Origin of the sequence: Oceanisphaera sediminis (genome assembly GCF_039539745.1) — a bacterium.
Lineage (GTDB): Bacteria > Pseudomonadota > Gammaproteobacteria > Enterobacterales > Aeromonadaceae > Oceanimonas > Oceanimonas sediminis.
The window spans coordinates 58,286-81,317 of record NZ_BAABDS010000038.1 but is presented as its reverse complement, the minus strand read 5'-3'; the positions used below and the strand labels follow the sequence as shown (position 1 = coordinate 81,317).

Sequence of the window (23,032 nt, the reverse complement as noted above, 5' to 3'; positions counted from 1 at the left end):
TTATCTCACCTTCAGGGTGGCCAGGCCAATCAGCACCAGCATCAGGGTAATGATCCAGAAACGCACTATCACCCGCGGCTCGGGCCAGCCCTTCAGCTCGTAATGGTGATGAATGGGGGCCATGCGAAAAATCCGCTGGCCACGCAACTTGTAGGAGCCCACCTGCAGGATCACCGACAGGGTTTCGATCACGAAGATGCCGCCCATGATCACCAGCAGAAATTCCTGCCGCACCAGCACGGCGATGGCGCCCAGCGCCGCCCCCAGTGCCAGAGAGCCCACATCGCCCATGAACACCTGGGCCGGAAAGGTATTGAACCAGAGAAAGCCCAGCCCGGCACCCACCATGGCGGTACACACCACGGTCAGCTCGCCCGCATGGGCCACATAGGGAATGTGCAGATAAGCGGCAAAGTTGACGTTGCCGGTCGCCCAGGCCACCAGGGCAAACCCGGCTGCCACCATGACGGTCGGCATGATGGCCAGGCCGTCCAGACCGTCGGTCAGGTTGACCGCGTTGCTGGAGCCGACGATGACGAAGTAGCTAAGCACGATGAAGAAGAGGCCTAGCTGGGGCATGACGTCCTTGAAAAAAGGCACCACCAGCTGGGTCTGGGCCGGATCCTTGGCGATCCAGTAGACAAAAACCGCCGCCGCCAATGCCGCCGCCGATTGCCAGAAATACTTCCAGCGCGCCACCAGGCCGTCGGTGTTCTTGCGCACCACCTTGCGATAATCATCGACAAAGCCGATGGCACCAAAGGCGCCCAGCACGAACAGCACCACCCACACATAGGGGTTGTCCAGCCGCGCCCACAGCAACACCGAAACGAAGATGGCGATCAGTATCATCAGGCCGCCCATGGTAGGTGTGCCGGCCTTGCTGAAATGGGACTCGGGGCCGTCGTTGCGTACCACCTGGCCGATTTGCAACGCCTGTAACCGGCGGATCAGGCGCGGGCCTATCCACAGGCTGACCACCAGGCCGGTAAGAATGGAAATCACCGCCCTGAAGGTCAGATAGGAGAAAACGTTAAGAAAGCTGAAATGAGGCGTCAGCCACTCCGCCAGCCAGACTAGCATGCCTCACTCTCCTGAATCGCCCGGACGATCTCTTCCATCCGGGCACTGCGCGCGCCCTTGATCAAAACGACTACCTTATTATGTTGTGACAGCGCCTCGAAAAGAACGGGCTGCAATTGTTGTTTCTGTTCAAAGTGCCGGCCCTGGGCCGCACTCGCCGTATGTTTGCTGTCTCGACCCACGGTCAAGACTCGATCTATGCCCAGCTTGCGGGCATGTTCACCGACTTGCGTATGCATCTCTTTGCTGTACTCACCCAGCTCGGCCATGTCACCGAACACGAAGATCCGGTAACCGGGCAGACTGGCCAGGGTATCCAGCCCCGCCAGTACCGAGGCGACGCTGGCGTTATATGTATCATCCAGTACCGTCAGACCGGGTCGCGTCCAGACCTGCAGTCGTCCTGCAGGCGACCCGAACTGACTCAGGCCGGCGGCAATCTCTTCCAGCGTCGCGCCCAGCACCTCGGTACCGGCGGCGGCGGCCAGCGCATTGGCCACATTATGTTTACCGGGTATCGGCAAACGAACGTCGACTTCTCCCAAAGGGGTCAGCAGGCGAAAGTGAGCGCAGCCGGACTTGTCGAGGCTGACTTGTCGGGCCTGATACTCCCGCTGCTCACCGAAATACACCAGCTCATGCTGCTGGCGCCACAGGCTGCAGAAGGCGCTGTCACCATTGGCGATAGCCACGCCGCCGTCAGCCAGGCCGTCGTAAATTTCGCCTTTGGCCCGGGCCACACCGTCGAGTGAGCCGAAGCCTTCCAAGTGAGAGGCTGCCACGTTGTTGATCAGGGCCGCATGGGGCCTCACCAGCGAGCTGGTCCAGGCAATCTCGCCGATGTGATTGGCACCCAGCTCGACCACCGCGTATTCGGTATCGGCTGTCAGTTCGCACAGGGTCAGCGGCACCCCGATTTCGTTGTTGAGGTTGCCACGGGTGGCCAGCACCTTGCCTTTTTGACGCAGAATCGACGCCGCCATTTCCTTGACCGTGGTCTTGCCACAGCTGCCGGTAATGGCCAGCACCCGAGCCGGGCTCAGCTCCCGCACCAGACCACCGAGCACCCCCAGTGCCAAACGGGAGTCCGCCACCCTGATCTGGGGCACGTCCAGTTCCAGCCAGCGCTCTACCAGCAGGGCGGTCGCGCCCTGCTGCTGTGCGGCGGCGGCGGCGAAGTCATGGCCGTCGAAGCGTTCGCCACTCAGGGCCACGAACAGGCCGCCGTCGGGCAGCGGCTGTCGGCTGTCGGTGGTCACCGCCGTGATGAGGCCATCGGCACCGCGCAGTTCACCGCCGGAGGCCTGAGCCAACTGCTCGAGACTGAGCGGTATCATGTATTCAGCCCCAACAGGCCGGACACGGTTTCGCGGTCGCTGTAATGCATTTTGTCAGTACCCACTATCTGATAATCCTCATGGCCCTTGCCGGCCACCAAAATAATATCTTCCGCCGCCGCCTGCTCGATGGCATGAGCAATGGCCTTCGCTCGCCGGTGGATCACCTGCACGGCATCGGGCTCGCTCAAGCCCCGCTTCATGTCTGCCACTATGGCATCGGCCGATTCGGTGCGCGGGTTGTCGTCGGTCAGTATCACCCGGTCGGCACCGGCCTCTGCCGCCGCCGCCATCAGCGGTCGCTTGCCCTTGTCACGGTCGCCGCCGCATCCGGTCAGGCACCACAGGCGGCCCTTGCAGTGCTGGCGCAAGGCCTGCAATGCCTGCTCGAGCGCATCGGGGGTATGGGCATAATCCACCACCACCAGCGGCTGGCCGGGGGCGGAAAAGGGTTCCATTCGTCCGACTACGCCAGCCAGCTGCGGCGCCGTGGCCAGCAGCCGTTCAAAGGGTTCACCCAGCGCCAGCAGGGCGGCCATGGCCGCCAGCAGGTTGGACACATTGAAGCGGCCCATCAGGGGGGCGGATAATACACCATTCCCCCAGTCGGAGTTAATGGTCACTTTCAAGCCGTCGCCATAAAAATGAACGGTTTCCGCCACCAGCTGGCGGCCGCTGAAATCACCCAGTCGACCATGCAGGCCATAGGCAATGGCATCGGGATACTGATTGAGCCAACGCCGCCCGAGCGGGTCGTCGGCATTGATGATGCGCGCCTGGCGATCCTGCTCGAACAGCTGCCGTTTGGCCTCGCCGTAGGCGGCCATGGTGCCGTGATAATCCAGATGATCCCGGCTGAGATTGGTGAACACCGCCACGTCAAAATTCAACGCAGCCACTCTATGCTGACTCAGGCCATGAGAAGACACCTCCATCGCCAGCCGCCGGGCACCGGCCCGCTTTTGCTCGGCCAACTGATGCTGAACCTCCAGGGCCGATCCTGTGGTATTGACTGCCTCCTGCAGCTGGCCATAAAGGCCGTTACCCAGGGTGCCCATAATGCCGGCCCGAGTGCCCAGCAGACAGCTCCAGTTGGCAACAAGCTGGGTCACTGTGCTCTTGCCATTGGTGCCGGTCACGCCTATCAGTTGCAGTTCGGTAGACGGCTCGCCGTAAAACAGCCCGGCCAGCAGCGACAGACTTTCGGGCAGACGGTACACCCCAAGCCTGCGGTGATCCCGATGATCCAGACCGGACTGCTCCGGGCTGTCCACCTCGAACATCACCGCCGCCGCGCCCTTGTTCAGCGCGGATTCAATATACTGACGACCGTCGACACTATGACCTTTAACGGCAACAAACAAAGCGCCGGGCGTCACGGCCCGGCTGTCGAGGGTCATGGCATCAATGGCGATAGCCGGGGCTGACAGGCCCAGTGGTACCGCCAGATCTCTAAGTGTGAGGGACACGTTTTTCCTCCTGTCCGGCCAGCTGGAACTGTTCCTCTGTCGCGCCATCCGGACGAATATTCAATAATTGCAGGGCTCCGCTCATGACCTCGGCAAACACCGGGGCCGCCACGTCGCCGCCGTAGTATTTGTCACCCTGAGGTTCGTTCATCACCACCACCATGGCCAGACGCGGATTGCTGGCCGGCGCCATGCCGGCGAACAGTCCCACATAGTCGCTGCCGTAGCCGCCGGCAATGGCCTTGCGCGAGGTACCGGTCTTGCCGGCCACCCGGTAACCGGGAATGGCGGCCTTGCGCGCTGTACCGCCGGGACCTATGACACTTTCCAGCATATGCAGTACCGCATCCGCATGTTGTTTCGGCACCACCTGCTCGCCTACCGGAGGCTTGCTGCGTTTGATAATACTGAGCGGATAGCGTACGCCGCCATTGGCCAGCACCGCATAGGACTGGGCCAGCTGCAGCGGGGTCACGGTCAGGCCGTAACCGAACGACAGCGTGGCCCGTTCAATATCGGACCAGCGCCGACGCTGGGGCACCAGGCCGGTGCTCTCACCCACCAGCCCCATGCCGGAGTCGATACCCAGACCGAAGCGATACAGGGTATCGAGCAGCTGTTCCGGCGTTTCCTGCAGTGCCATGCGCGCCATGCCCATATTGGACGAGCGCTGCAGTATGGTTTGCACGCTGATGGGACCCAGGTTGCGATGGTCGGCTACCCGCTTGCCGCCGAGACGCATCCAGCCGGGGCTGGTATCGACGATGGAGTCGGCGTTGACTACGCCGTTTTCCAGCGCGCTGACCACGATCAACGGCTTGATGGTAGAGCCGGGTTCATAGGTATCGGTGACCGCCCGGTTGCGCGCCCGAAAGCTTTGATACTGACTGCGATTGTTGGGATTGAAGGAGGGGCTGTTGACGATGGCCAGCACTTCGCCGGCTTTCACGTCGATCATCACCAGCGACGCGGAGGTGGCACGATAATATTCGGTGGCCCGCTTGAGCGAACGGTAGGCCAGCGCCTGAATACGCTGATCGATGGTCAGCTGAATATTGTTGGCCTGCCGCGCTTCCGACACCACGCCCAGATCCTCGATCACCCGCCCGTTTCTGTCCTTGCGCACCCGGCGCTCGCCGGCCTGGGCGGTCAGCCACTCGTTGAAGCCCCGCTCTATGCCTTCGATGCCGTTGCCATCGATGTTGGTCAACCCCACCAGATGGGCGTTGATTTCACCGGTAGGATAGAAGCGGCGCTCTTCCGGGCGCAGGTGCACCCCGGGCAGGCGCAGCTTGCGAATATACTCCGCCACCGCCGGGGTAACCTGACGCTGCAGATAGACAAAGCGACGCTGAGGGTTTTCGACCCGTTTCATCAAGGTTTCATGCGGAACGCCCAGCACATCGGCCAGCGCCTGCCAGGCCTGGCCTTTTTCCAGGCTCAGCTCGGTGTGCACCTGTTTGGGATCGGCCCATACCGCCTGTACCGGCACCGACACCGCCAGCTCTTCACCGTTACGATCCATGATCATGCCACGGGTGGTACTGGTGACCGTGGTGCGCAGCGAGCGCATGTCGCCTTCCAGCCGCAGCCGATCCGGAGATACCACCTGAATCCAGGCCGCCCGGGCAAACAGGGCAACAAAAGCAAACAGGATCACCCCGCAGACGGTCAGAAAACGCCAACCGGTCAGCATGGGTTCTTTTTTATTCTGCCTGCGCCGTCTCATCGTTGCGTCACCAGTTTTTCCTGAGCCGGGGCCGGCCGTTGCATGTCCAGCTTGTCACGGGCCAGCGCCTCGATACGGCTGTGCTCCATCAGGGTGCTTTGCTCCAGCAGCAAATGCCGCCATTCGATGTCCAGCCGGTCCTGCTCTGCCATCAATTCGTTGTATTCACTGGTCAGCTGGCGAGTGCCCTGGGTGATGACGATCACCAGCAGGGCCGAACTCAGGGTCACCAGCGTCAGCAGCAATTGCCACTTGTGCCGCAGCAGATCCTGGCCAATTTCTTTGGCCAGGTTGATGCGCCCGGCTATCACGCCGGTGTATCCAGCCGCTCGGCGACGCGCAACACGGAGCTGCGTGAACGCGGATTGGCTTCCACCTCGGCGGCCGACGGCTTTTGCGCCTTGCCTACACTCTTCAACAGGCGGCCACCGGACAGCTGGGCCTCGGTCAACGGCAGACCGGGCGGAACTTCGGGGCCCTTTTCCTGTTTACGGATGAAGTGCTTGACCAGCCGGTCTTCCAGCGAATGGAAGCTGATCACCGATAAGCGCCCGCCCGTGGCCAGCACCTTTAAGGAACCGTTCAACGCCTGCTCGATTTCTTCCAGCTCGCTGTTGATATAGATACGAATGGCCTGAAAGCTGCGGGTGGCCGCGTGCTTGTTTTTTTCCCGGCTGGGGCTGACCCGGGCAATCATTTCCGCCAGGGGGCGGGTGCGGGTATAGGGTTCGGTGACTCTGTCATGCACGATGGCGCGGGCTATTTTCTTGGCAAATTTTTCTTCACCAAAGGTCTTCAGTACCCAGGCGATATCATCCACATCGGCACGGGCCAGCCACTCGGCGGCACTCTGGCCACTGGTGGGGTCCATGCGCATATCAAGCGGGCCGTCTTTCTGAAAACTGAAGCCGCGTTCGGCCTGATCCAGCTGGGGCGAAGAGACACCCAGATCGAGCAGGACGCCATCGATGCGCCCCGTCAATCCAAGCTCTTCCACCATCTCGGCCAGACGGGAGAAAGGACCGTGCAGTATCTGAAAACGCGGGTCGTCAATCTTGCCCGCTTCGGCGATGGCTTGAGGATCCCTGTCGATCGCCAACAGGCGCCCCTCGGGACCCAGTTGGGAAAGGATATGACGGGAATGTCCGCCGCGGCCAAAGGTACCGTCCACGTAGATGCCATTCGGCTTGATCTTCAAGCCGTCCACGGCTTCGTGCAGCAGTACTGTGATATGTGTCTGTTGTTGACTCATGTTATAGCGCGAAGTCCCGCAGTCGTTCCGATGATTCCCAGCCTTCCCGAGGAAGCGCCAGCAAGTCATCGCTGATTTGTTGTTGCCAGCGGGTGTCATCCCATAATTCGAATTTGTTGAGTTGCCCCACCAGCATGATTTTTTTTTCGAGTCCCGCATGTTGCCTGAGTGGACCGGGTATTAAACATCGGCCCTGAGCATCCAGCTCACACTCCGCAGCATGTCCCAGTAATACTCGTTGCAGGCGCCGCTCCACCGGATTGGTGCTCGACAGGGCCTGCAATTTTTTCTCGATCAATTCCCATTCGGCGAGGGGGTACAGCAGCAGACAGGGATTGCTGATATCTATGGTGCAGATCAGTAGTCCGTCACATTCTTCACGTAACGCATCGCGAAATCGTGTCGGTATTGCCAACCGGCCCTTGCTGTCCAGGCTGATGGCGTGAGCACCACGCAGCATGCCAAGCCCTCAAGATCTACTTTGTTCCACAAAAAACCACTTTTTCCCACCCCGCCCAAGTGTAAGGAGCGGACACAAGCTTTTCAAGCGAGCAAAGAAGAGAAAGTTGATGTTCGGGCCGGTACCGAATATTAAGCGCGTTATAAATGGCGGTCTAAACGGAGATAAAGTCAAAAGAAGGGGAATAAATAACGCGGTGCATCCTGTTCGGCGAACAGCCTAAACAGAAAACGCAGCCGAAGCTGCGTTTTAAAGAATAGTGGGAGTTGGCCTGTAAGCCGGGTTCTGTATCGAGCAAGCTCGATTAGTAATCATTCCTCTAGGCCAGCAATCGCTCACTGGCTCCAGCAACCTACCCGCCTCCAGCGCGGGCCGCGCCTGTAGGAGGCCTATTTGGTCTTGCTCCGGGTGGAGTTTACCATGCCACGAACTGTTGCCAGTCGCGCGGTGCGCTCTTACCGCACCCTTTCACCCTTACCTGTGCCCGAAGGCCATCGGCGGTTTACTCTCTGCTGCACTGGTCGTGGGCTCGCGCCCCCCAGGCGTTACCTGGCACCCTGCCCTGTGGAGCCCGGACTTTCCTCCCCTCCGCCCGTATGCCCGAAGACACAACGACGAAGCAGCGATTACCCGGCCAACTCCGCGGCGGAGTGTACACCAGTCACCGACGTGACACCAGCCCCACCGATACTCGCATGGTGCACGAATGTAGTCGCGCTCTTTAGCCGCGAAATCCAGCAACGCGGGATCTGATGCACAATGCCTGCCTTAACCTCTTAGAGCCAATAGCCCTTAAAGCCCATTCTCGAGTCCGTGTTTATAGAGGGCGTTTTTCTTGACCCCGTGGATCTCGGCGGTGAGCGCCGCCGCCTTCTTCAACGGCAGCTCGCCACGCAGCAGGGCCAGGGTACGCAGCACCTCGGCCGACAGCTCATCATCGCTGGCGGGCCGGTAACCGGCGACCATCAGCACGATTTCCCCCCGGCTGCGATTGCTGTCTTGCTGCAACCAGACCAGCATCTCGGCGGCGGGCAGACTGTGTATGGTTTCAAAGGTCTTGGTCAGCTCCCGCGCCACCACAATACGACGTTCGTCGCCCAGCACCGCCACCAGTGCGGCCACGCTGTCGAGCAGGCGGCGGGGCGATTCGTAAAACACCAGAGTACGAGGTTCGTCCTTCAGGCTTTCCATCTTGTCCAGCCGCGCCTTTTCCTTCGCCGGTAAAAAACCTTCGAATGCAAAGCGATCCGTGGGCAGGCCGGCAGCAGACAATGCCGTTACCGCCGCACAGGGGCCGGGCAGAGCAATAACCTGTACACCCGCGTCACGACAGCTGTTGACCAGATGATAACCCGGATCGCTGATCAGGGGAGTTCCGGCATCCGATACCAGTGCCACCGACTGACCGTTCAGCAGGCGTGTGACCAGCTGCTCGGACTTATATTGCTCATTATGGTCATGTAGCGCCCAGGTTGAGGTACTAATCTGGTAATGAGATAGCAGTTTCGCTGTATGACGGGTATCTTCACAGGCAATTAAATCAACCTGTTGTAATGTGTCCAGTGCACGCTGGCTGATATCATTCAGGTTGCCGATTGGGGTAGGCACAATATAAAGTGCAGCCGCTTGGCTCATAGGGACTCCTGTGCAAGCAATTGTTTCACCGTCATGGCCCTATTACACTTAGGGCCAGAATGACACAGCTTGGGATAAAGGGATTGGCGACAAAAATTCAACGTAATAGTCTAACACGACTGTTGTGCACCCTGGTGCTTTCATCCGTTCTGATGGCCTGTGGTATCGGCCCTCTGCAAAAGGCGCCGTTGGAGCCGGCGCCGGACATGTTCGGCATCACCGACCGTAGTGCCGAGCAATATCTGGCCCGGGCCGAGCAAGCTCCCGAGCCGGATGCCTTTTCCTGGCGGGTGCTGGCCATTCGCGCCTGGCTGCAACAGGGCAATGTGGCCGCCGCCGAGCCCCAACTGGAGCGCCTGCGACAGCAAGCCACGCTGGCACAGCGGCCGTTGCTCACCCTGCTCGAGGGTGCCACCGCCCTGGCAGCCGGTAATACCGGCCTGGCCGGTCAGCGACTGGCCGCCGTGGATACCAAGGCACTGGCGCCCGGCGCGGCCGGCTATTACCTGTTGCTGCAAGCCAATCGGTTTGAACAGCAGCAGCAGCCGATCGACGCCGCCAAAATGCTGATTGAACGTCATGACACCCTGGCTGGTCAGGAGCAAAACGCCGGCCTGGAGCGTATTTATCAGTTGCTGACGCAAGCGTCGCCACTGGCCCTGCGCCAGGCTCAGAATGACGGCAACAGTGAGGCGGTCAATGGCTGGCTGCGACTGATGGCGATTCTGAACGACACCCATGCCCAACCCGGCCAGCGTCGCTGGCAGTTGCAGTCCTGGCGCAAGGCCTACCCGAATCACCCCGGACACCGTTATCTGTCCGACAGCGCCGAAGCCGCCGCTCGCCTCGACGCCTACCAGCCGGCTCATATTGCCGTGTTATTGCCGCTTGGCGGCCAGCTGGCAGAGCAGGCCGACGCCATTCGTAACGGCATGCTCAGCGCCCATCAGGGCCAGGCATCACGCCTCAGCTTCTTCGACACCAATGGCCGGGACATGGCCCGTCTGTATCAGGACATTCAGCAGGCCGGCGTCGACTTTATTCTGGGTCCGCTGCTGAAAGAAAATATCGATGCCCTGACCAGCCTGGATCCTGCCCTGCCGGTGTTCGCCCTCAACCGGCCCGCTCATCAGCCGGTGCTGCCGCATCGCTATTATTTCTCGCTGTCACCGGAAGCGGAAGCGGCCGAAGCGGCTTATCACATGTGGGAGCAGGGCCACCATCAGCCGCTGGTCTTCGCTCCCGGTAACGAGCTGGGTCGGCGAGTCGCGGCCGAGTTCAATAGCCAATGGCAACAGCTGAGCGGCCAGCAGGCCCGATTGGCCTATTTCAATAACCAGCAGTCCATCGAGTCCGACGTACGCCGTGCTCTCAATAGCGGCAACCCGGCCGTGGCGGGTGCTGGCGTGATCAGAGGCAGCAGCGAGGTCGCGCTACCGGCAGGTCCCATCGATTCGGTATTCATGGTGAGCAATACCACCGAAACCCGCTTTATTCTGCCCTATTTCGATTTCGTTCGAGATAGCCGCGCCGCCCGCTTGCCGACCTATGTCACCTCGCGCAGCTATGTGCCCGGCGGTGAGCCGCCGATGAGTGAACTGAACGGCCTGCAACTGGCCGACATGCCCTGGCTGTTCGGCGGAGCGCCGCAACTGATGGAAGAAGTAGAGACCCTGTGGCCCACCGTTGGCTCAAGCTGGTTGCGGCTGTTCGCCTTTGGTTATGATGCCCTGACTCTGATTCCGCAACTGACCCAGCTGCGAGAGGGTGCGCCCCCGGTACCGGCTCTGAGTGGCCTGCTGAGTCTGGGTGAAGACGGCGTGGTACAGCGCCGACTGCAATGGATGGAGTATCGTGATGGCGAATGGCAGTCAGGAAACGAACAGCCGGTCCCGGGGGAATGAGTTCGAACGCCGGGCCGAACGGTATTTACTCGAGCAGGGGCTTCGCCTGCTCGAGCGCAACTATCAGTGCAAACTCGGTGAAATCGATCTGGTCATGAGCCAGGGTCCCACCCTGGTTTTTGTCGAGGTGCGTTATCGCAAAAACAGCCTCTTCGGCGGTGCCGCCGCCTCGGTGACCCCGGCCAAGCAGCAGCGCCTGCGCCGGGCCGCCCACAGTTACATGCAATCAAAAGGACTGAATGAATCACAACAGTCCTGTCGATTCGATTTGGTCGCCTGTGAAGGAAGCCATGTTCACTGGATACCCAACGCCTTTTAAGGAATCCCATGCAGGAAGAAATCAAAGCCAGTTTTACCGAAAGCATTCAGACCAAAATCGCCGCCGCCGAAGCGCTGCCGGACGATATTCTGGCCGCCGCCCAGATGATGGTGATGTGCCTGCTCAACGGCAACAAGCTACTGGCCTGTGGCAACGGGGGCTCCAATGCCCTGGCGCAGCTGTTTGTCAGCGAGCTGATGAACCGCTACGAAACCGAGCGCCCGGCCTTGCCCGCCCTTTGCCTGACCCTGGATACCAGCAGCATCAGCGCCATTGCGGTCGATCAGCATTTCGACGAGGCCTACGCCCGCCAGATCCGCGCCCTGGGCCAGACCGGCGACGTATTGGTGGTGATCTCCACCAGCGGCAACAGCCGTAACCTGATTAAGGCCGCCGAAGCCGCGCTCAGCCGGGACATGACCATAGTGGCATTGAGCGGCGGTGACGGCGGCGAGCTCGCCGGCCTGCTTGGCCCCAACGACGTGGAAATCCGGGTGCCGGCACTGCGGGCACCGCGCATTCACGAGGTTAACTTGCTGACCCTGCATTGCCTGTGTGATCTGATCGATCGCACGCTGTTCCCTCAACAGGAAGATGAATGATGAAACGAGGATATACGCTGATACTGGCTTCAACGCTGCTGCTGCAAGGCTGTGCCGGCGTCATGCTGGCCGGCGCCGGCACCGGCGTCAATTCCGCCACCGACCGTCGAACCCTGGGCACCCAGCTCAGCGATCAGACCATCGACATGCGTGCCCTGCACCGGCTCGGCGCCACCAAACCCTTGTGGGATGACAGCCGGCTCGCGCTGATCACCACCAACGGCAAGGCACTGCTGATCGGCCAGACTCCGACCGAAGCCTATCGCCAGCAGGCGGAAGAGATCGTCCGGGGAGTGCCCGGGGTTGCCGAAGTATTCAACGAGGTGCGTATCGGCAAGCCGGTCGAGCTGGCGGGCCGCAGTCAGGACACCTGGCTGACCTCCAAGGTCAAAAGCACCCTGCTGGCAGAAAAAAATATCGACGGTACCAAAATCAAGGTGGTGACCGAAAATGGCGAGGTGTTTCTGATCGGCCTGGTTACCCAGAAGGAAGCCGACATCTCGGTGCAGTTGACCCGTAATATCAGCGGCGTGAAGCGCGTGATCACCGTGTTCGAATTTGTGCAGGCCGCGCCTTAGACCACCTGACGAGTGAAGAGGATGCCTCCCCTTCCTGTCACGCAGACATAAAAAAACGCAGCCAGTTGGCTGCGTTTTTTTATTTAATCACCCTGAGGGTGGGCTTGCCTTTCTTCGGTACAGAAGCAACGGGCTCTGGTGCCGGCGGCGTATCGGCTTCATCTGCCGTTACCTCGTCAGCCGCGGCCAGCCAGGCCTCATAGGCCGGCTCCGGCGGGAAAAAGGTGCCGGCGCCGTTTTCCCGCGCCTGAATCGACACCACCGCCGCCATCGGTACATACACCTGGAACGGCGAGCCGCCGAAACGGGCACTGAAGGTGACCGCGTCGTTGTCCATGTGCAGGCCGACCACCGCCTGAGGGGCGATACTCAACACTATCTGTCCGTCCTGCACATACTGGTGCGGCACCGTGGTGTGAGCCACTTCGGCATTGACCAGCAGGTGCGGCGTCAGTTCGTTATCCAGCAGCCAGTCATAGAAAGCGCGCAGCAAATAGGGCCGGCTGGGCGTCATCTCATCCATACTCAGACCTTACCGCCGATATCACGCTCGTCTTCGGTCAGCGAAGCCTGGAAGGAATCACGCTCGAACAGACGGATCATGTAACCCTTCAGCTCTTTGGCGCCACGACCGGACAGTTCGATACCCAGAGACGGCAAACGCCACAGCAGGGGAGCCATGTAGCAATCTACCAGGCTGAACTCCTCGCTCATGAAGTAAGGATACTCGGCAAATACCGGCGCTATGGCCAACAGGGCTTCACGCAGTTCCTTGCGGGCATCGTCCGCCTTTTCATTACGCTGAATGCGCTTGACCAGCGAGTACCAGTCTTGCTGTATACGATGCATCATCAGACGGCTGGTGCCACGAGCAACCGGATATACCGGCATCAGGGGCGGATGAGGAAAACGCTCATCCAGATATTCCATGATGATATGAGATTCGTAAAGCACCAACTCCCGGTCGACCAGAGTCGGCAGGGTGCCGTAAGGGTTCAGCTCCAGCATATCCTCGGGCAGGTTGTCAGGTTCAACATGGCTGATCTCGACACTCACCCCTTTTTCTGCCAGGACGATACGTACTTGGTGGCTGTAAATATCTTCAGCCCCTGAAAACAGCGTCATGATGGAACGCTTATTAGCTGCAACTGCCATTGAATCCTCCGCAAATCATAAATAGGAACGGCAATGGAACATATTGCCCCATTGCCGTTCCCCTGCCTAGCTTAGACGACGTCTAATCAGTGTACGTCACGCCAGTATTCTTTCTTCAGCATGTAGGCAAAGATGAAGAAGATAACCAGGAAACCCAGCACCCAGTAGCCCAGGCGCTGACGTTCCAGCTTCATCGGCTCACCGGAATAGACCAGGAAGTTGACAATATCCAGTACCGCATTGTCGTACTCGCCGGGGGTCAGCTCACCGTTACCTTCACTCTCGATACCCACGGGTGTAGCCACCTCATGGCCGTCCACTTTGTGCATTTCGGTTTTCAGATTGGCACTACCCTGCAGCGGCTCCAGCACATGGGGCATGCCCACGGACGGGAACACCAGGTTGTTCACCCCGAACGGACGGCTGTCGTCCTTGTAGAAGGAACGCAGATAGGTATACAGCCAGTCGGCACCACGAACCCGGGCGACCAGAGTCAGGTCGGGCGGCGGTGCGCCAAACCAGTTGGCCGCGTCTTTCTCGGGTATGGCATTTTCCATCAGTTCACCGATACCGACACCGGTGAAATTCAGGTTGGCCTGCATGATCTCTTCCGGAATACCCAGATCCTCGGCCACCCGGTTGTAGCGTTGATACTGGGTGCTGTGACAGCCGGAGCAATAGTTCATGAACAACTTGGCACCGTTTTGCAGTGATGCCTTGTCGCTCAGATCATAGTCGGCCTTGTCCAGATGAACATTTCCACCCGCGGCCATGGCCAGTGCCGGCAAAAAGGCAAATACAGCAATGATTAACTTCTTCATTTGAATGTGACCCTCTCTGGCAGCGGCTTGGTTTTCTCGTTTTTGCTGTAGAAGAACAGCAGTACAAAGAAGGCGAAATAGCCAAACGAACAAATCTGGGCCAGCAGCGTCAGCAGCGTGGTAGACGGCAGAGCCCCCAACACACCCAGAACGATGAAGCAGATCACGAACTGAATGATGTTCAGCAGGTGCAGCTTGCTGCGGTAGCGGAATGAACGCACCTTGCAGCGATCCAGCCAGGGCAGTACGAACAGCACGGCAATCGACAGACCCATCAGGATAACGCCGATCAACTTGTCGGGTACGGCGCGCAAAATGGCGTAGAAGGGAGTGAAGTACCATACCGGTGCAATATGCTCGGGGGTCTTCAGACCGTTGGCCGCTTCGAAGTTAGGCGCTTCCAGGAAGTAACCGCCACCTTCAGGCATGAAGAAAATCACGAAGGCAAACAGGAACAGGAAGCCTGCCACGCCCACCACATCCTTGACGGTGTAGTACGGGTGGAACGGAATAGCGTCTTTCGGCCAGCCGTTTTCGTCCTTGTTTTTCTTGATGTCGATGCCGTCCGGGTTGTTGGAACCCACTTCGTGCAGCGCAACGATGTGCAGGAACACCAGAATCACCAGTACCAGCGGCAAGGCAATCACGTGCAGCGCAAAGAAGCGGTTCAGGGTGGCACCGGAAATGACGTAATCACCCCGAATCCACAGGGTCAGATCGTCACCGATAACCGGAATGGCACCGAACAACGAGATGATAACCTGAGCACCCCAGTAGGACATCTGACCCCAGGGCAGCAGATAGCCCATGAAGGCTTCGGCCATCAGCACCAGGAAGATCAGCATGCCGAACAGCCACAGCAGCTCACGAGGCTTCTGATAAGAGCCGTAGATCAAACCACGGAACATGTGCAGATACACCACCACGAAGAAGGCGGACGCCCCTGTGCTGTGCATGTAGCGCAGCAACCAGCCGTAATCCACATCACGCATGATGTATTCGACAGAGGCGAAGGCGCCCTCGCCGGACGGGTTGTAGTTCATGGTCAGCCAGATACCGGTCAGGATCTGGTTGACCAGTACCAGCATGGCCAGAGAGCCAAAGAAGTACCAGAAGTTGAAGTTTTTCGGTGCCGGATACTGACCTACGTGCTTGTTGTAGGTCGCCGTCATCGGAATCCGTTCATCGATCCAGGCTACGAGTTTACCCAGCATGATTAGGCTCCTTCCTTGTCGGCACCAACCAGAATGGTGGCGTCATTGACATAGTAATAAGGGGGGATCACCAGGTTCAGCGGAGCGGGTACGCTTTGAAAAACGCGACCGGCCATATCGAACTTGGAGCCATGACAGGGGCAGAAGAAACCGGAGCTGACACCCTGAACCTGTTCGCCGAAAGAATCCGGCAGGTAGGTAGGTGAACAGCCCAGATGGGTGCAGAGCCCCACCGCCACAAACAGTTCGGGTTTGATCGAGCGGTAGCCATTCTGGGCATAACCGGGTTGTTGCGGCTGCTCGGAAGCAGGATCACGCAACTGGTCATCATGCTTGGGCAGGGCATCCAGGATTTCCTGGGGGCGGCGAACTATCCAGACGGGTTTCCCCCGCCACTCTACCCGGATCAACTGACCGGGTTCGATTTTACTGACATCTACTTCCACCGGGGCCCCTGCCGCTTTCGCTTTTGCGCTGGGATTCCATGAAGTAATAAAAGGCACAGCGGCAAACGCAGCTCCAACCCCACCCACTGCTGTGGTTGACCAGGTCAGAAATCTGCGGCGACCGGTATCAACTGGCGCATTGCTCATCCAAAAACTCTCCCATTTTGGTCTCCGCGCGTTATTGTTCGTTCCATGCATCGAGACGGCTGTGACAACTGCGGCGGATATTATGGTTTCAATTGTCACAAAAACCCCGAAATTCTAAAGAAAATCGCGGTCGTTTACAAGGACGGGTAAAATATCAACAAACATTATTTCGCAGCAAAACCTGTTTTAAAACAAAGAATTGCCTGTGAAACTGTTCTATTTCCTTTAAAGATAAAAAAAGCCCGGGTAAACCCGGGCTTTGATGTAAAACGCAATCCCAATTAACGCTTGGAGAACTGAGGGCGCTTACGTGCTTTATGCAGACCGACTTTCTTACGTTCAACGCGACGAGCGTCACGAGTAACGAAGCCAGCCTTGCGCAGCGAACCGCGCAGGGTTTCGTCGTATTGCATCAGGGCACGAGTAATGCCGTGACGAATAGCGCCGGCCTGACCGGAAATGCCACCACCGGAAACGGTGATGTACAGATCGAAGTTTTCGGTCATCTCGACCAGTTCCAGCGGCTGACGTACCACCATGCGGGCGGTCTCGCGGCCAAAGTACTGTTCCAGTGAGCGCTTGTTGATAACGATGTTACCGCTGCCCTGCTTCACGAATACACGTGCAGTAGAGCTTTTGCGACGACCGGTACCGTAGTATTGAGTTTCTGCCATTTGCCTAATCCCGCCTTAGATGTCCAGTACTTGAGGTTGTTGCGCAGCGTGGTTGTGCTGGCCGCCGACAAAGACTTTCATCTTGCGGAACATAGCACGACCCAGGGGGCCACGGGGCAGCATGCCGCGAACGGCAGACTCAATTACCATCTCGGGCTTGCGTACAATCAGCTTCTCGAAGCTGATGGACTTGATGCCACCCGGAAAACCGGAGTGAGAGTAGTAGATTTTGCCTTCGGCTTTATTGCCGGTTACCTGAATTTTCTCGGCGTTGATCACGACGATGTAATCGCCACAGTCAACGTGCGGAGTAAATTCCGGCTTGTGCTTACCGCGCAGGCGATGAGCAATCTCGGTGGCCAAACGACCCAGAGTTTTGCCCTCTGCATCAACAACATACCAGTCACGCTTTACGGTTTCTGGCTTAGCAACAAAAGTTTTCATGGATAAACCCAAATTACTTAAAATGAATTATACACTTGCGCACATGCGCAAAACACGACAAGACCTGTACCCCTTCGAGCACCAGTCTGTTTACAGTGATGCTGTCTTATCGACAGCTGTGTAACGTGGGCCGAGCGATTATAGGTAAAGTTGCCTTAAAAATCACCTGCTAATTTTAATGCCCATTAAAATTAATCGGTCCGCCCGCCCCTTCCCGGCATCATGCCCGAATACCGGGGCGGGTATTGTGACTAAGGAAGGTGCTCTCTGGCAAGATATTCGTGGGATTGCATTTCAGTCAGTCGCGACAGGCAGCGCTTGAACTCGAAATCGAGCCGCCCCCGACCGTAGAGCTGGGTCATTGGCACCGCCGCCGAAATGATCAACTTGACGTGTCGCTCGTAGAATTCATCCACCATGGCGATAAAACGGCGGGCCGCATCGTCGCTGTCCTGCCCCATGGGCACCACGTTGGCCAGCAGCACCGAATGATAGCACCGTGCCAGCTCGATATAATCGAGTTGGGAGCGCGCCGTGCAACACAACTGCTGAAAGTCGATATGGAGCACACCGTCGCCTTCGGCCAGGGTTTTGAGCCGGCGATGGTTGATTTCAATCTCGGCTCCCCGGGTACCGGGCACGCTGGTCAGGCTGTCGAAATACCGTTCGAGGTTGGTTTTAGCCTCGGCATCGAGCGGTGAATGATAGATTTCGGCCTGCTCCAGGGTACGCAGTCGGTAATCCACCCCCGAGTCGACGTTGACCACCTCGCAATGCTGCTTGATAAGCGCGATGGCCGGCAGAAAACGAGCCCGCTGCAAACCGTTGCGATACAGCTCATCGGGAGGAATGTTGGAGGTCGCCACCAGAATCACCCCGTGGCCGAACAGGTACTGGAACAGGGTACCCAGTATCATGGCGTCGGTGATGTCGGACACGAAAAACTCGTCGAAACAGATCACCCGGGCCTCACCGGCCAGGCGCTCGGCCACCAGCTTGAGCGGATCCGCCTGCCCCTTCAGGCTCTGCAGCTCGTCATGCACCCGCACCATGAAGCGGTGAAAATGGACCCTGAGCTTGTTATCGAACGGCAGACAGTCGTAGAAGGTGTCCACCAGATAGGTCTTGCCCCGACCGACTCCCCCCCAGAAGTAAAGCCCCTGAATCGACTTCACCGGCTCCGGCTTGTTACCAGTCAGCTTCTGCCACAGGCTGAGTCGCGGCTGGGCCGGAGGGGGTGCCATCAGCTCGTCAAACAGCCGTTGCAGGTGCGATACCGCCAGGGCCTGAGCCGGATCGTGGACAAAGTCGTGACGGCTGAGATCAGCCTGGTATTTTTTACTCGGGGTCATTAGGGTATATAACAACTTGGCTAAACACGAATGATGACCGCCAGTGTAAATGCCTCTTCACTGCCCGGGCAAGCGCTGCCGGTTACCGGGACTTGATCTCGCCAGCAAAAACCACAATAAATAATGCAGGCCGTATCGGAACTCTTTTTCCCCGACGAGGGTCAGAATGAACTCTTTCTTTTCTTCAAGAATCCATCGATTTAGGAGCATCCGCATGAAACGTCGACTCCCCCTGGTCTCCGCCCTGGCTCTGAGCCTGGGTCTGGCTATGCTGCCCCAGGCTCAGGCCGCCCTGCCATTCGGTGCCGGTAGCGACATTCGCAGCCTGGCTCCGGTGCTGGAAAAAGTCACCCCCGGCGTGGTCAATATTTCGGTGTCCGGCAGCAAGGTCAGCCGTCAGGCGCTGCCCGAGCCCTTTCGCTTTTTCTTCGGCCCCGGCATTCCCGGCGAACAACTGCAGGAAAGGCCCTTTCAGGCGCTGGGCTCAGGCGTGATCATCGATGCGAAGAAAGGCTATGTGATCACCAATAACCACGTGATCGACGACGCCGATAAAATCATCATCACCCTGATTGACGGCCAGGAATACGAAGCCGAGTTGATCGGCACCGATAAACAGAGCGACATCGCACTGCTGAAAGTCGAGGCCAAAAATTTGGTCGAAGTCGAATTTGCCGACTCCGACCAGCTCAGGGTCGGAGACTTTGCCATCGCCATCGGCAATCCCTTCGGCCTGGGGCAGACCGTCACCTCCGGCATTATCAGCGCCCTGGGTCGTTCCGGCCTGAATGTGGAGAATCTGGAAAACTTCATTCAGACCGATGCCGCCATCAACTCCGGTAACTCCGGCGGTGCCCTGCTGGATCTGGACGGCAAGCTGGTCGGCATCAATACCGCCATCCTCGGCCCGGGCGGCGGTAACATCGGCATCGGCTTCGCCATTCCCGCCAACATGGTCAAGAACCTGGCCGAGCAAATCCTGGAATACGGCGAGGTCCGCCGCGGGGTGCTGGGGGTGATGGGGGGAGAACTGACCTCGGAGCTGGCGCGTACCTTCGGCTATCGCAGCCAGCACGGCGCCTTTGTCAGTCAGGTGCTGGAAAACTCGTCGGCCGACAAGGCCGGACTGAAAGCCGGTGATATCATCATCAGCCTGGATGACAAGCCCATTCGCTCCTTCGGCGAATTGCGCGCCAAGGTGGCCACCATGGGGGCCGATAAAACCGTCACCCTGGGACTGTTTCGCGATGGCAAGGAACAGCAGGTCGAAGTGACCCTGTCCCGGGCCGACGAAGAGAACATTCAGGCCAATACCCTGAATGAATCGCTGGAAGGTGCCGAGCTGGCCCAGACCGGCGGTGAAGACAAGATACAGGGCGTCAAGGTAACCGAGGTGACCCCCCGCTCTCCCGCCGCCATGTCCGGCCTGGAAAAAGGTGACATCATTATCGGCGTCAATCGCCAGCGGGTAAAAGACCTGAATGATTTACGCCAGATAGTGCAGAACAAGCCGGAAGTCTTGGCGCTGAATATACAGCGCGGCAACTCCTCAATTTATCTGGTAATCAGATAAACCGGCAAGGCGTGAGGGGTTTTTACCCCTCACGCCTCACCTCTCACTCCTCATGACCCTGTATGTTATGCTGTAGTCATTCGACAACAATCACGACATTCCATGCGGCTAGCCTCTTCTCTCAAGTTTCTGCTTCAGGCCGGGGCCTTCGGCGTCCTGATGGCTCTGATCCTGCTATTGCTGTTTCCGCAACTCAAGACCCAGCCCTTCGAGCACTGGTGGCGTAACCAGCAGGTGGGTGTGTCCAGCTTTTCCTATGCCGCCAGCCGGGCCGGACCTGCCGTAGTCAATATTTATACCCGCAGCTTTCAACGGGGCAGCGAGTCACCCGAACTCAGCGCCACCGGCCTGGGATCCGGCGTCATCATGTCGGATAAAGGCTATGTGCTCACCAATTATCATGTGATTGCCGATGCGGATCAGGTCATCGTTGCCCTGCAGGATGGCCGCATTCTCGCCGGTGACGTCACCGGTTTTGATGTACCCACGGATCTGGCGGTACTGAAAATTACCGCCGGCCAGTTGCCGGAGATCCCTCAGGATGATGAACTCTCACCTCAGGTCGGCGACATAGTGCTGGCCATCGGTAATCCGTATAACGTGGGCCAGACCATTACTCAGGGCATTATCAGTGCCACCGGCCGCACCGGTTTATCCAGCATGGGGCCGGACAGCAACGGCCGCCAGGATTTGCTGCAGACCGACGCCGCCATCAACGCCGGTAACTCCGGCGGTGCTCTGGTCAACGTCTATGGCGAGATGGTCGGCATCAATACCGCGTCTTTTCAGAGCCTGGCCCACCAGGAAAGCTACGGCATCAACTTCGCCATTCCCTATGCCCTGGCCCACCGCATCATGCAGGAGCTGATTATCAACGGCCGGGTGATCCGCGGCTATCTCGGCATCAGTGGCGCCGATATTCCGCCGATGATGGCACAACTGCTGAAACTGGAAGATCGCAGCGGTATCTATGTGGAAGCGGTCAACGAGCTGGGGCCCGCGGCCAAGGCCGGCATCATCCAGGAAGATGTACTGATGAATATCGATGGCAAGGCCATTCGCAATATGCGCCATGCCATGGACATGATCGCCGAAACCCGCCCCGGCAGCGAAATACAGATAACCCTGCTGCGAGACGGCAAGATACTGACGCTACCGGTGATGATTGAAGAAGATAGCCGCTTTCAGCGCCTGCGGTGAAAAAGGGATTGGGGATTAGGGAATGGGGATTAGGGACTTGAAGGATGGGGCTGGAAACCGGGCAGTCCCCAGTCCCCAGTCCCTAATCCCGGGGGTTAGCCCTTGACGCGTTTGATCTTGCCGCCCAGGGCGGACAGCTTGTCTTCGATAAACTCGTAACCCCGGTCGATATGATAGATGCGATCCACTGTTGTGGTGCCCTCGGCCACGAAACCGGCCAGCACCAGGCTGGCAGACGCCCGCAGATCGGTGGCCATCACGGTGGCACCGGTCAGCTGTTCGGTGTCGTCACAGATCGCCAGGTTGCCGTTCAGCTCGATATGAGCGCCCATGCGATTCAGCTCGGGTACGTGCATGAAGCGGTTTTCGAAGATGGTCTCGGTCACCCGGCCCACCCCCTTGGCCACCGCGTTGAGCACGGTAAACTGGGCCTGCATGTCGGTCGGAAAGGCCGGATACGGCGCCGTCTTGATATCGACCGGCTTCAGTGTGCGACCGGTCATATCCAGGCGAATCCAGTCTTCGCCGGTTTCCACCAGCGCACCCGCATCCTTGAGCTTGACCAGTACCGCTTCCAGCAGGTGCGGATCCGTATTGCGACAGGTGACATCACCGCCGGTAACCGCCGCGCCGACCAGAAAGGTGCCGGTTTCAATGCGGTCGGGCTGAACCCGATACTCGCCGCCGTGCAACGCCTCGACACCATCGATGATCAGCGTGTCCTGGCCAATGCCCTGAATTTTGGCGCCCAGCGCATTGAGGAAGTTGGCCAAATCGACCACTTCCGGCTCGCGGGCGGCATTTTCGATGATGGTACGGCCTTCGGCCAGCACCGCCGCCATCATCAGGTTTTCGGTACCGGTCACGCTGACCATGTCCATCAGGATATGCGCGCCCTGCAGGCGGCCGTCGACCCGCGCCTTGATGTAACCGTCTTCCACCCGGATCTCGGCCCCCATCTGCTCCAGACCGTGAATATGCAGGTTCACCGGCCGGGCACCGATGGCGCAGCCACCGGGCAGAGAGACGTCGGCCTGGCCAAAGCGGGCCACCAGCGGCCCCAGTGCCAGGATGGAGGCACGCATGGTGCGCACCAGCTCGTAAGGCGCTATGTGGCTGTTCACCGCCCCGGAAATAACGATAACGCCATCCTGCTCGCCGACCTTGAGGCCCATGGAGGCCAGCAGCTGCAGCGTGGTGTCCACGTCTTTCAGCTTGGGCACGTTGGACAGGTGCACCGCTTCATCACACAATAGGGTACCAAAGAGTATCGGCAGCGCGGCATTCTTGGCGCCGGAGATGGTCACTTCGCCGGCAAGCCGGCAAGGTCCCTGAATTTCAAATTTATCCATTTCGGTTCCTGCTCAGGAAGGCATTATAAATTTTCGTTCCCGCGCCCATTGCTCGGGAGTAAAGGTCTTCACGGTCAACGCATGGATGGTGTTCTGGGCGATCAGTTCCATAAGAGGACCATTGATCGCCTGCTGCCGCTTGACCCGGCTCATGTCGGAAAAATCGGCCGACACCGCAATCACCTCGAAATGACTGCCTTCGCTTTTGATATAGAGTTCGTCCAGGGGCAGGGCCTGCCGCAGTAAACGTTCGACTTCGTTATTCAGATCCATGTTGGCTCCCGCT

24 protein-coding genes and 1 other RNA gene are annotated in these 23,032 nt (G+C 58.7%); 6 read left to right on the top strand and 19 right to left on the bottom strand.

The genetic code is table 11. The features are described 5' to 3' along the window. From mraY to rsmI, 9 genes are all read right to left on the bottom strand, one after another. On the bottom strand, positions 1-1,083 hold the full coding sequence (mraY, locus tag ABD827_RS12870; protein WP_344965138.1) for a phospho-N-acetylmuramoyl-pentapeptide-transferase: 1,083 nt from the start codon (positions 1,081-1,083) through the stop codon (positions 1-3). Beyond that, positions 1,077-2,420, bottom strand: a complete 1,344-nt coding sequence (locus ABD827_RS12865; RefSeq protein ID WP_344965137.1) for a UDP-N-acetylmuramoyl-tripeptide--D-alanyl-D-alanine ligase — start codon at positions 2,418-2,420, stop codon at positions 1,077-1,079. Before ABD827_RS12865 ends, mraY begins: the two co-directional genes overlap by 7 nt. Next, positions 2,417-3,889, bottom strand: a complete 1,473-nt coding sequence (murE, locus tag ABD827_RS12860; RefSeq protein WP_344965136.1) for a UDP-N-acetylmuramoyl-L-alanyl-D-glutamate--2,6-diaminopimelate ligase — start codon at positions 3,887-3,889, stop codon at positions 2,417-2,419. Before murE ends, ABD827_RS12865 begins: the two co-directional genes overlap by 4 nt. Continuing rightward, positions 3,873-5,585, bottom strand: coding sequence for a penicillin-binding transpeptidase domain-containing protein (locus ABD827_RS12855; protein WP_425567999.1), 1,713 nt, complete (start codon positions 5,583-5,585; stop codon positions 3,873-3,875). Before ABD827_RS12855 ends, murE begins: the two co-directional genes overlap by 17 nt. A gap of 29 nt (positions 5,586-5,614) precedes the next feature. After that, on the bottom strand, positions 5,615-5,926 hold the full coding sequence (gene ftsL / locus ABD827_RS12850; protein ID WP_425568001.1) for a cell division protein FtsL: 312 nt from the start codon (positions 5,924-5,926) through the stop codon (positions 5,615-5,617). Further along, positions 5,926-6,870, bottom strand: coding sequence for a 16S rRNA (cytosine(1402)-N(4))-methyltransferase RsmH (gene rsmH, locus ABD827_RS12845; RefSeq protein WP_298721086.1), 945 nt, complete (start codon positions 6,868-6,870; stop codon positions 5,926-5,928). Before rsmH ends, ftsL begins: the two co-directional genes overlap by 1 nt. 1 nt (position 6,871) lies before the next feature. Further along, a complete protein-coding gene (mraZ, locus tag ABD827_RS12840; protein ID WP_344965131.1) occupies positions 6,872-7,330 on the bottom strand; it encodes a division/cell wall cluster transcriptional repressor MraZ in 459 nt (152 codons plus the stop codon). Positions 7,331-7,588: 258 nt separating this feature from the next. Next, an RNA gene (rnpB, locus tag ABD827_RS12835) (RNase P RNA component class A) lies at positions 7,589-7,972 on the bottom strand. Between the two features lie 150 nt (positions 7,973-8,122). Then, on the bottom strand, positions 8,123-8,965 hold the full coding sequence (gene rsmI / locus ABD827_RS12830; protein ID WP_344965130.1) for a 16S rRNA (cytidine(1402)-2'-O)-methyltransferase: 843 nt from the start codon (positions 8,963-8,965) through the stop codon (positions 8,123-8,125). Positions 8,966-9,099: 134 nt separating this feature from the next. Here rsmI and ABD827_RS12825 point away from each other — a divergent pair, with 134 nt between their 5' ends. Genes ABD827_RS12825 through dolP form a run of 4 tightly spaced genes read left to right on the top strand, consistent with a single transcriptional unit; the run spans position 9,100 to position 12,368 of the window. Continuing rightward, positions 9,100-10,869: a penicillin-binding protein activator gene (locus tag ABD827_RS12825; protein ID WP_344965129.1), complete on the top strand. Its 1,770-nt coding sequence runs from the start codon at positions 9,100-9,102 to the stop codon at positions 10,867-10,869. Then, complete coding sequence (locus ABD827_RS12820; protein WP_344965128.1) at positions 10,823-11,188, top strand: YraN family protein; 366 nt, start codon at positions 10,823-10,825, stop codon at positions 11,186-11,188. The genes ABD827_RS12825 and ABD827_RS12820 overlap by 47 nt, the downstream gene beginning before the upstream one ends. Before the next feature lie 8 nt (positions 11,189-11,196). Next, positions 11,197-11,790: a D-sedoheptulose-7-phosphate isomerase gene (locus ABD827_RS12815; protein WP_298721071.1), complete on the top strand. Its 594-nt coding sequence runs from the start codon at positions 11,197-11,199 to the stop codon at positions 11,788-11,790. After that, positions 11,787-12,368 (top strand): division/outer membrane stress-associated lipid-binding lipoprotein, encoded by a 582-nt coding sequence (gene dolP / locus ABD827_RS12810; protein ID WP_298721068.1) that lies wholly within the window; start codon positions 11,787-11,789, stop codon positions 12,366-12,368. Before ABD827_RS12815 ends, dolP begins: the two co-directional genes overlap by 4 nt. Positions 12,369-12,447: 79 nt before the next feature. Here dolP and ABD827_RS12805 read toward each other — a convergent pair whose 3' ends face one another. The 8 genes from ABD827_RS12805 to zapE form a co-directional block, all read right to left on the bottom strand. Continuing rightward, a complete protein-coding gene (locus ABD827_RS12805; protein ID WP_344965251.1) occupies positions 12,448-12,882 on the bottom strand; it encodes a ClpXP protease specificity-enhancing factor in 435 nt (144 codons plus the stop codon). 11 nt (positions 12,883-12,893) lie between these two features. Continuing rightward, positions 12,894-13,523 (bottom strand): stringent starvation protein SspA, encoded by a 630-nt coding sequence (sspA, locus tag ABD827_RS12800; RefSeq protein WP_298721065.1) that lies wholly within the window; start codon positions 13,521-13,523, stop codon positions 12,894-12,896. A gap of 86 nt (positions 13,524-13,609) precedes the next feature. Then, the gene (locus tag ABD827_RS12795; protein WP_344965127.1) at positions 13,610-14,344 is read right to left on the bottom strand and encodes a cytochrome c1; all 735 of its coding nucleotides are present in this window, start codon (positions 14,342-14,344) and stop codon (positions 13,610-13,612) included. Beyond that, complete coding sequence (locus tag ABD827_RS12790) at positions 14,341-15,558, bottom strand: cytochrome b (RefSeq protein WP_298721058.1); 1,218 nt, start codon at positions 15,556-15,558, stop codon at positions 14,341-14,343. Before ABD827_RS12790 ends, ABD827_RS12795 begins: the two co-directional genes overlap by 4 nt. A 2-nt stretch (positions 15,559-15,560) precedes the next feature. Continuing rightward, entirely contained in the window at positions 15,561-16,151 is a 591-nt protein-coding gene (petA, locus tag ABD827_RS12785; RefSeq protein ID WP_298721055.1) for a ubiquinol-cytochrome c reductase iron-sulfur subunit, read from the bottom strand. A 281-nt stretch (positions 16,152-16,432) separates the two neighbouring features. After that, positions 16,433-16,825 (bottom strand): 30S ribosomal protein S9, encoded by a 393-nt coding sequence (gene rpsI / locus ABD827_RS12780; protein ID WP_298721054.1) that lies wholly within the window; start codon positions 16,823-16,825, stop codon positions 16,433-16,435. A 15-nt stretch (positions 16,826-16,840) separates the two neighbouring features. Continuing rightward, complete coding sequence (gene rplM, locus ABD827_RS12775) at positions 16,841-17,269, bottom strand: 50S ribosomal protein L13 (RefSeq protein WP_298721049.1); 429 nt, start codon at positions 17,267-17,269, stop codon at positions 16,841-16,843. 251 nt (positions 17,270-17,520) lie between these two features. After that, positions 17,521-18,621 (bottom strand): cell division protein ZapE, encoded by a 1,101-nt coding sequence (gene zapE, locus ABD827_RS12770; protein ID WP_344965126.1) that lies wholly within the window; start codon positions 18,619-18,621, stop codon positions 17,521-17,523. A 214-nt stretch (positions 18,622-18,835) separates the two neighbouring features. On the opposite strand from zapE, the gene ABD827_RS12765 reads away from it, so the two are divergent. Both ABD827_RS12765 and degS read left to right on the top strand, forming a co-directional pair. Then, positions 18,836-20,194 (top strand): Do family serine endopeptidase, encoded by a 1,359-nt coding sequence (locus ABD827_RS12765; protein WP_344965125.1) that lies wholly within the window; start codon positions 18,836-18,838, stop codon positions 20,192-20,194. 102 nt (positions 20,195-20,296) lie between these two features. Further along, positions 20,297-21,394: an outer membrane-stress sensor serine endopeptidase DegS gene (gene degS / locus ABD827_RS12760; RefSeq protein ID WP_344965124.1), complete on the top strand. Its 1,098-nt coding sequence runs from the start codon at positions 20,297-20,299 to the stop codon at positions 21,392-21,394. 95 nt (positions 21,395-21,489) lie between these two features. Here the strand turns inward: degS and murA are convergent, their stop codons facing one another. Next, positions 21,490-22,746: a UDP-N-acetylglucosamine 1-carboxyvinyltransferase gene (murA, locus tag ABD827_RS12755; RefSeq protein ID WP_344965123.1), complete on the bottom strand. Its 1,257-nt coding sequence runs from the start codon at positions 22,744-22,746 to the stop codon at positions 21,490-21,492. Between the two features lie 12 nt (positions 22,747-22,758). Next, positions 22,759-23,019 carry a BolA family protein gene (locus tag ABD827_RS12750; protein ID WP_298721031.1) on the bottom strand — a complete coding sequence of 87 codons (261 nt, stop codon included), beginning with the start codon at positions 23,017-23,019 and terminating at the stop codon, positions 22,759-22,761. Positions 23,020-23,032: the final 13 nt, after the last annotated feature.

Coding starts and splice junctions, on each gene's coding strand:
- mraZ (WP_344965131.1), bottom strand. CDS start 7,330: ATGCTGCGTGGTGCTCACGCCATCAGCCTGGACAGCAAGGGCCGGTTG.
- rsmI (WP_344965130.1), bottom strand. CDS start 8,965: ATGAGCCAAGCGGCTGCACTTTATATTGTGCCTACCCCAATCGGCAAC.
- rplM (WP_298721049.1), bottom strand. CDS start 17,269: ATGAAAACTTTTGTTGCTAAGCCAGAAACCGTAAAGCGTGACTGGTAT.
- ABD827_RS12795 (WP_344965127.1), bottom strand. CDS start 14,344: ATGAAGAAGTTAATCATTGCTGTATTTGCCTTTTTGCCGGCACTGGCC.
- ABD827_RS12790 (WP_298721058.1), bottom strand. CDS start 15,558: ATGCTGGGTAAACTCGTAGCCTGGATCGATGAACGGATTCCGATGACG.
- rsmH (WP_298721086.1), bottom strand. CDS start 6,870: ATGAGTCAACAACAGACACATATCACAGTACTGCTGCACGAAGCCGTG.
- mraY (WP_344965138.1), bottom strand. CDS start 1,083: ATGCTAGTCTGGCTGGCGGAGTGGCTGACGCCTCATTTCAGCTTTCTT.
- murA (WP_344965123.1), bottom strand. CDS start 22,746: ATGGATAAATTTGAAATTCAGGGACCTTGCCGGCTTGCCGGCGAAGTG.
- ABD827_RS12815 (WP_298721071.1), top strand. CDS start 11,197: ATGCAGGAAGAAATCAAAGCCAGTTTTACCGAAAGCATTCAGACCAAA.
- petA (WP_298721055.1), bottom strand. CDS start 16,151: ATGAGCAATGCGCCAGTTGATACCGGTCGCCGCAGATTTCTGACCTGG.
- ABD827_RS12805 (WP_344965251.1), bottom strand. CDS start 12,882: ATGACGCCCAGCCGGCCCTATTTGCTGCGCGCTTTCTATGACTGGCTG.
- sspA (WP_298721065.1), bottom strand. CDS start 13,523: ATGGCAGTTGCAGCTAATAAGCGTTCCATCATGACGCTGTTTTCAGGG.
- ABD827_RS12855 (WP_425567999.1), bottom strand. CDS start 5,585: ATGCTGACCGGTTGGCGTTTTCTGACCGTCTGCGGGGTGATCCTGTTT.
- dolP (WP_298721068.1), top strand. CDS start 11,787: ATGATGAAACGAGGATATACGCTGATACTGGCTTCAACGCTGCTGCTG.
- ABD827_RS12865 (WP_344965137.1), bottom strand. CDS start 2,420: ATGATACCGCTCAGTCTCGAGCAGTTGGCTCAGGCCTCCGGCGGTGAA.
- ABD827_RS12750 (WP_298721031.1), bottom strand. CDS start 23,019: ATGGATCTGAATAACGAAGTCGAACGTTTACTGCGGCAGGCCCTGCCC.
- rpsI (WP_298721054.1), bottom strand. CDS start 16,825: ATGGCAGAAACTCAATACTACGGTACCGGTCGTCGCAAAAGCTCTACT.
- ABD827_RS12820 (WP_344965128.1), top strand. CDS start 10,823: ATGGCGAATGGCAGTCAGGAAACGAACAGCCGGTCCCGGGGGAATGAG.
- ABD827_RS12765 (WP_344965125.1), top strand. CDS start 18,836: ATGAAACGTCGACTCCCCCTGGTCTCCGCCCTGGCTCTGAGCCTGGGT.
- degS (WP_344965124.1), top strand. CDS start 20,297: ATGCGGCTAGCCTCTTCTCTCAAGTTTCTGCTTCAGGCCGGGGCCTTC.
- zapE (WP_344965126.1), bottom strand. CDS start 18,621: ATGACCCCGAGTAAAAAATACCAGGCTGATCTCAGCCGTCACGACTTT.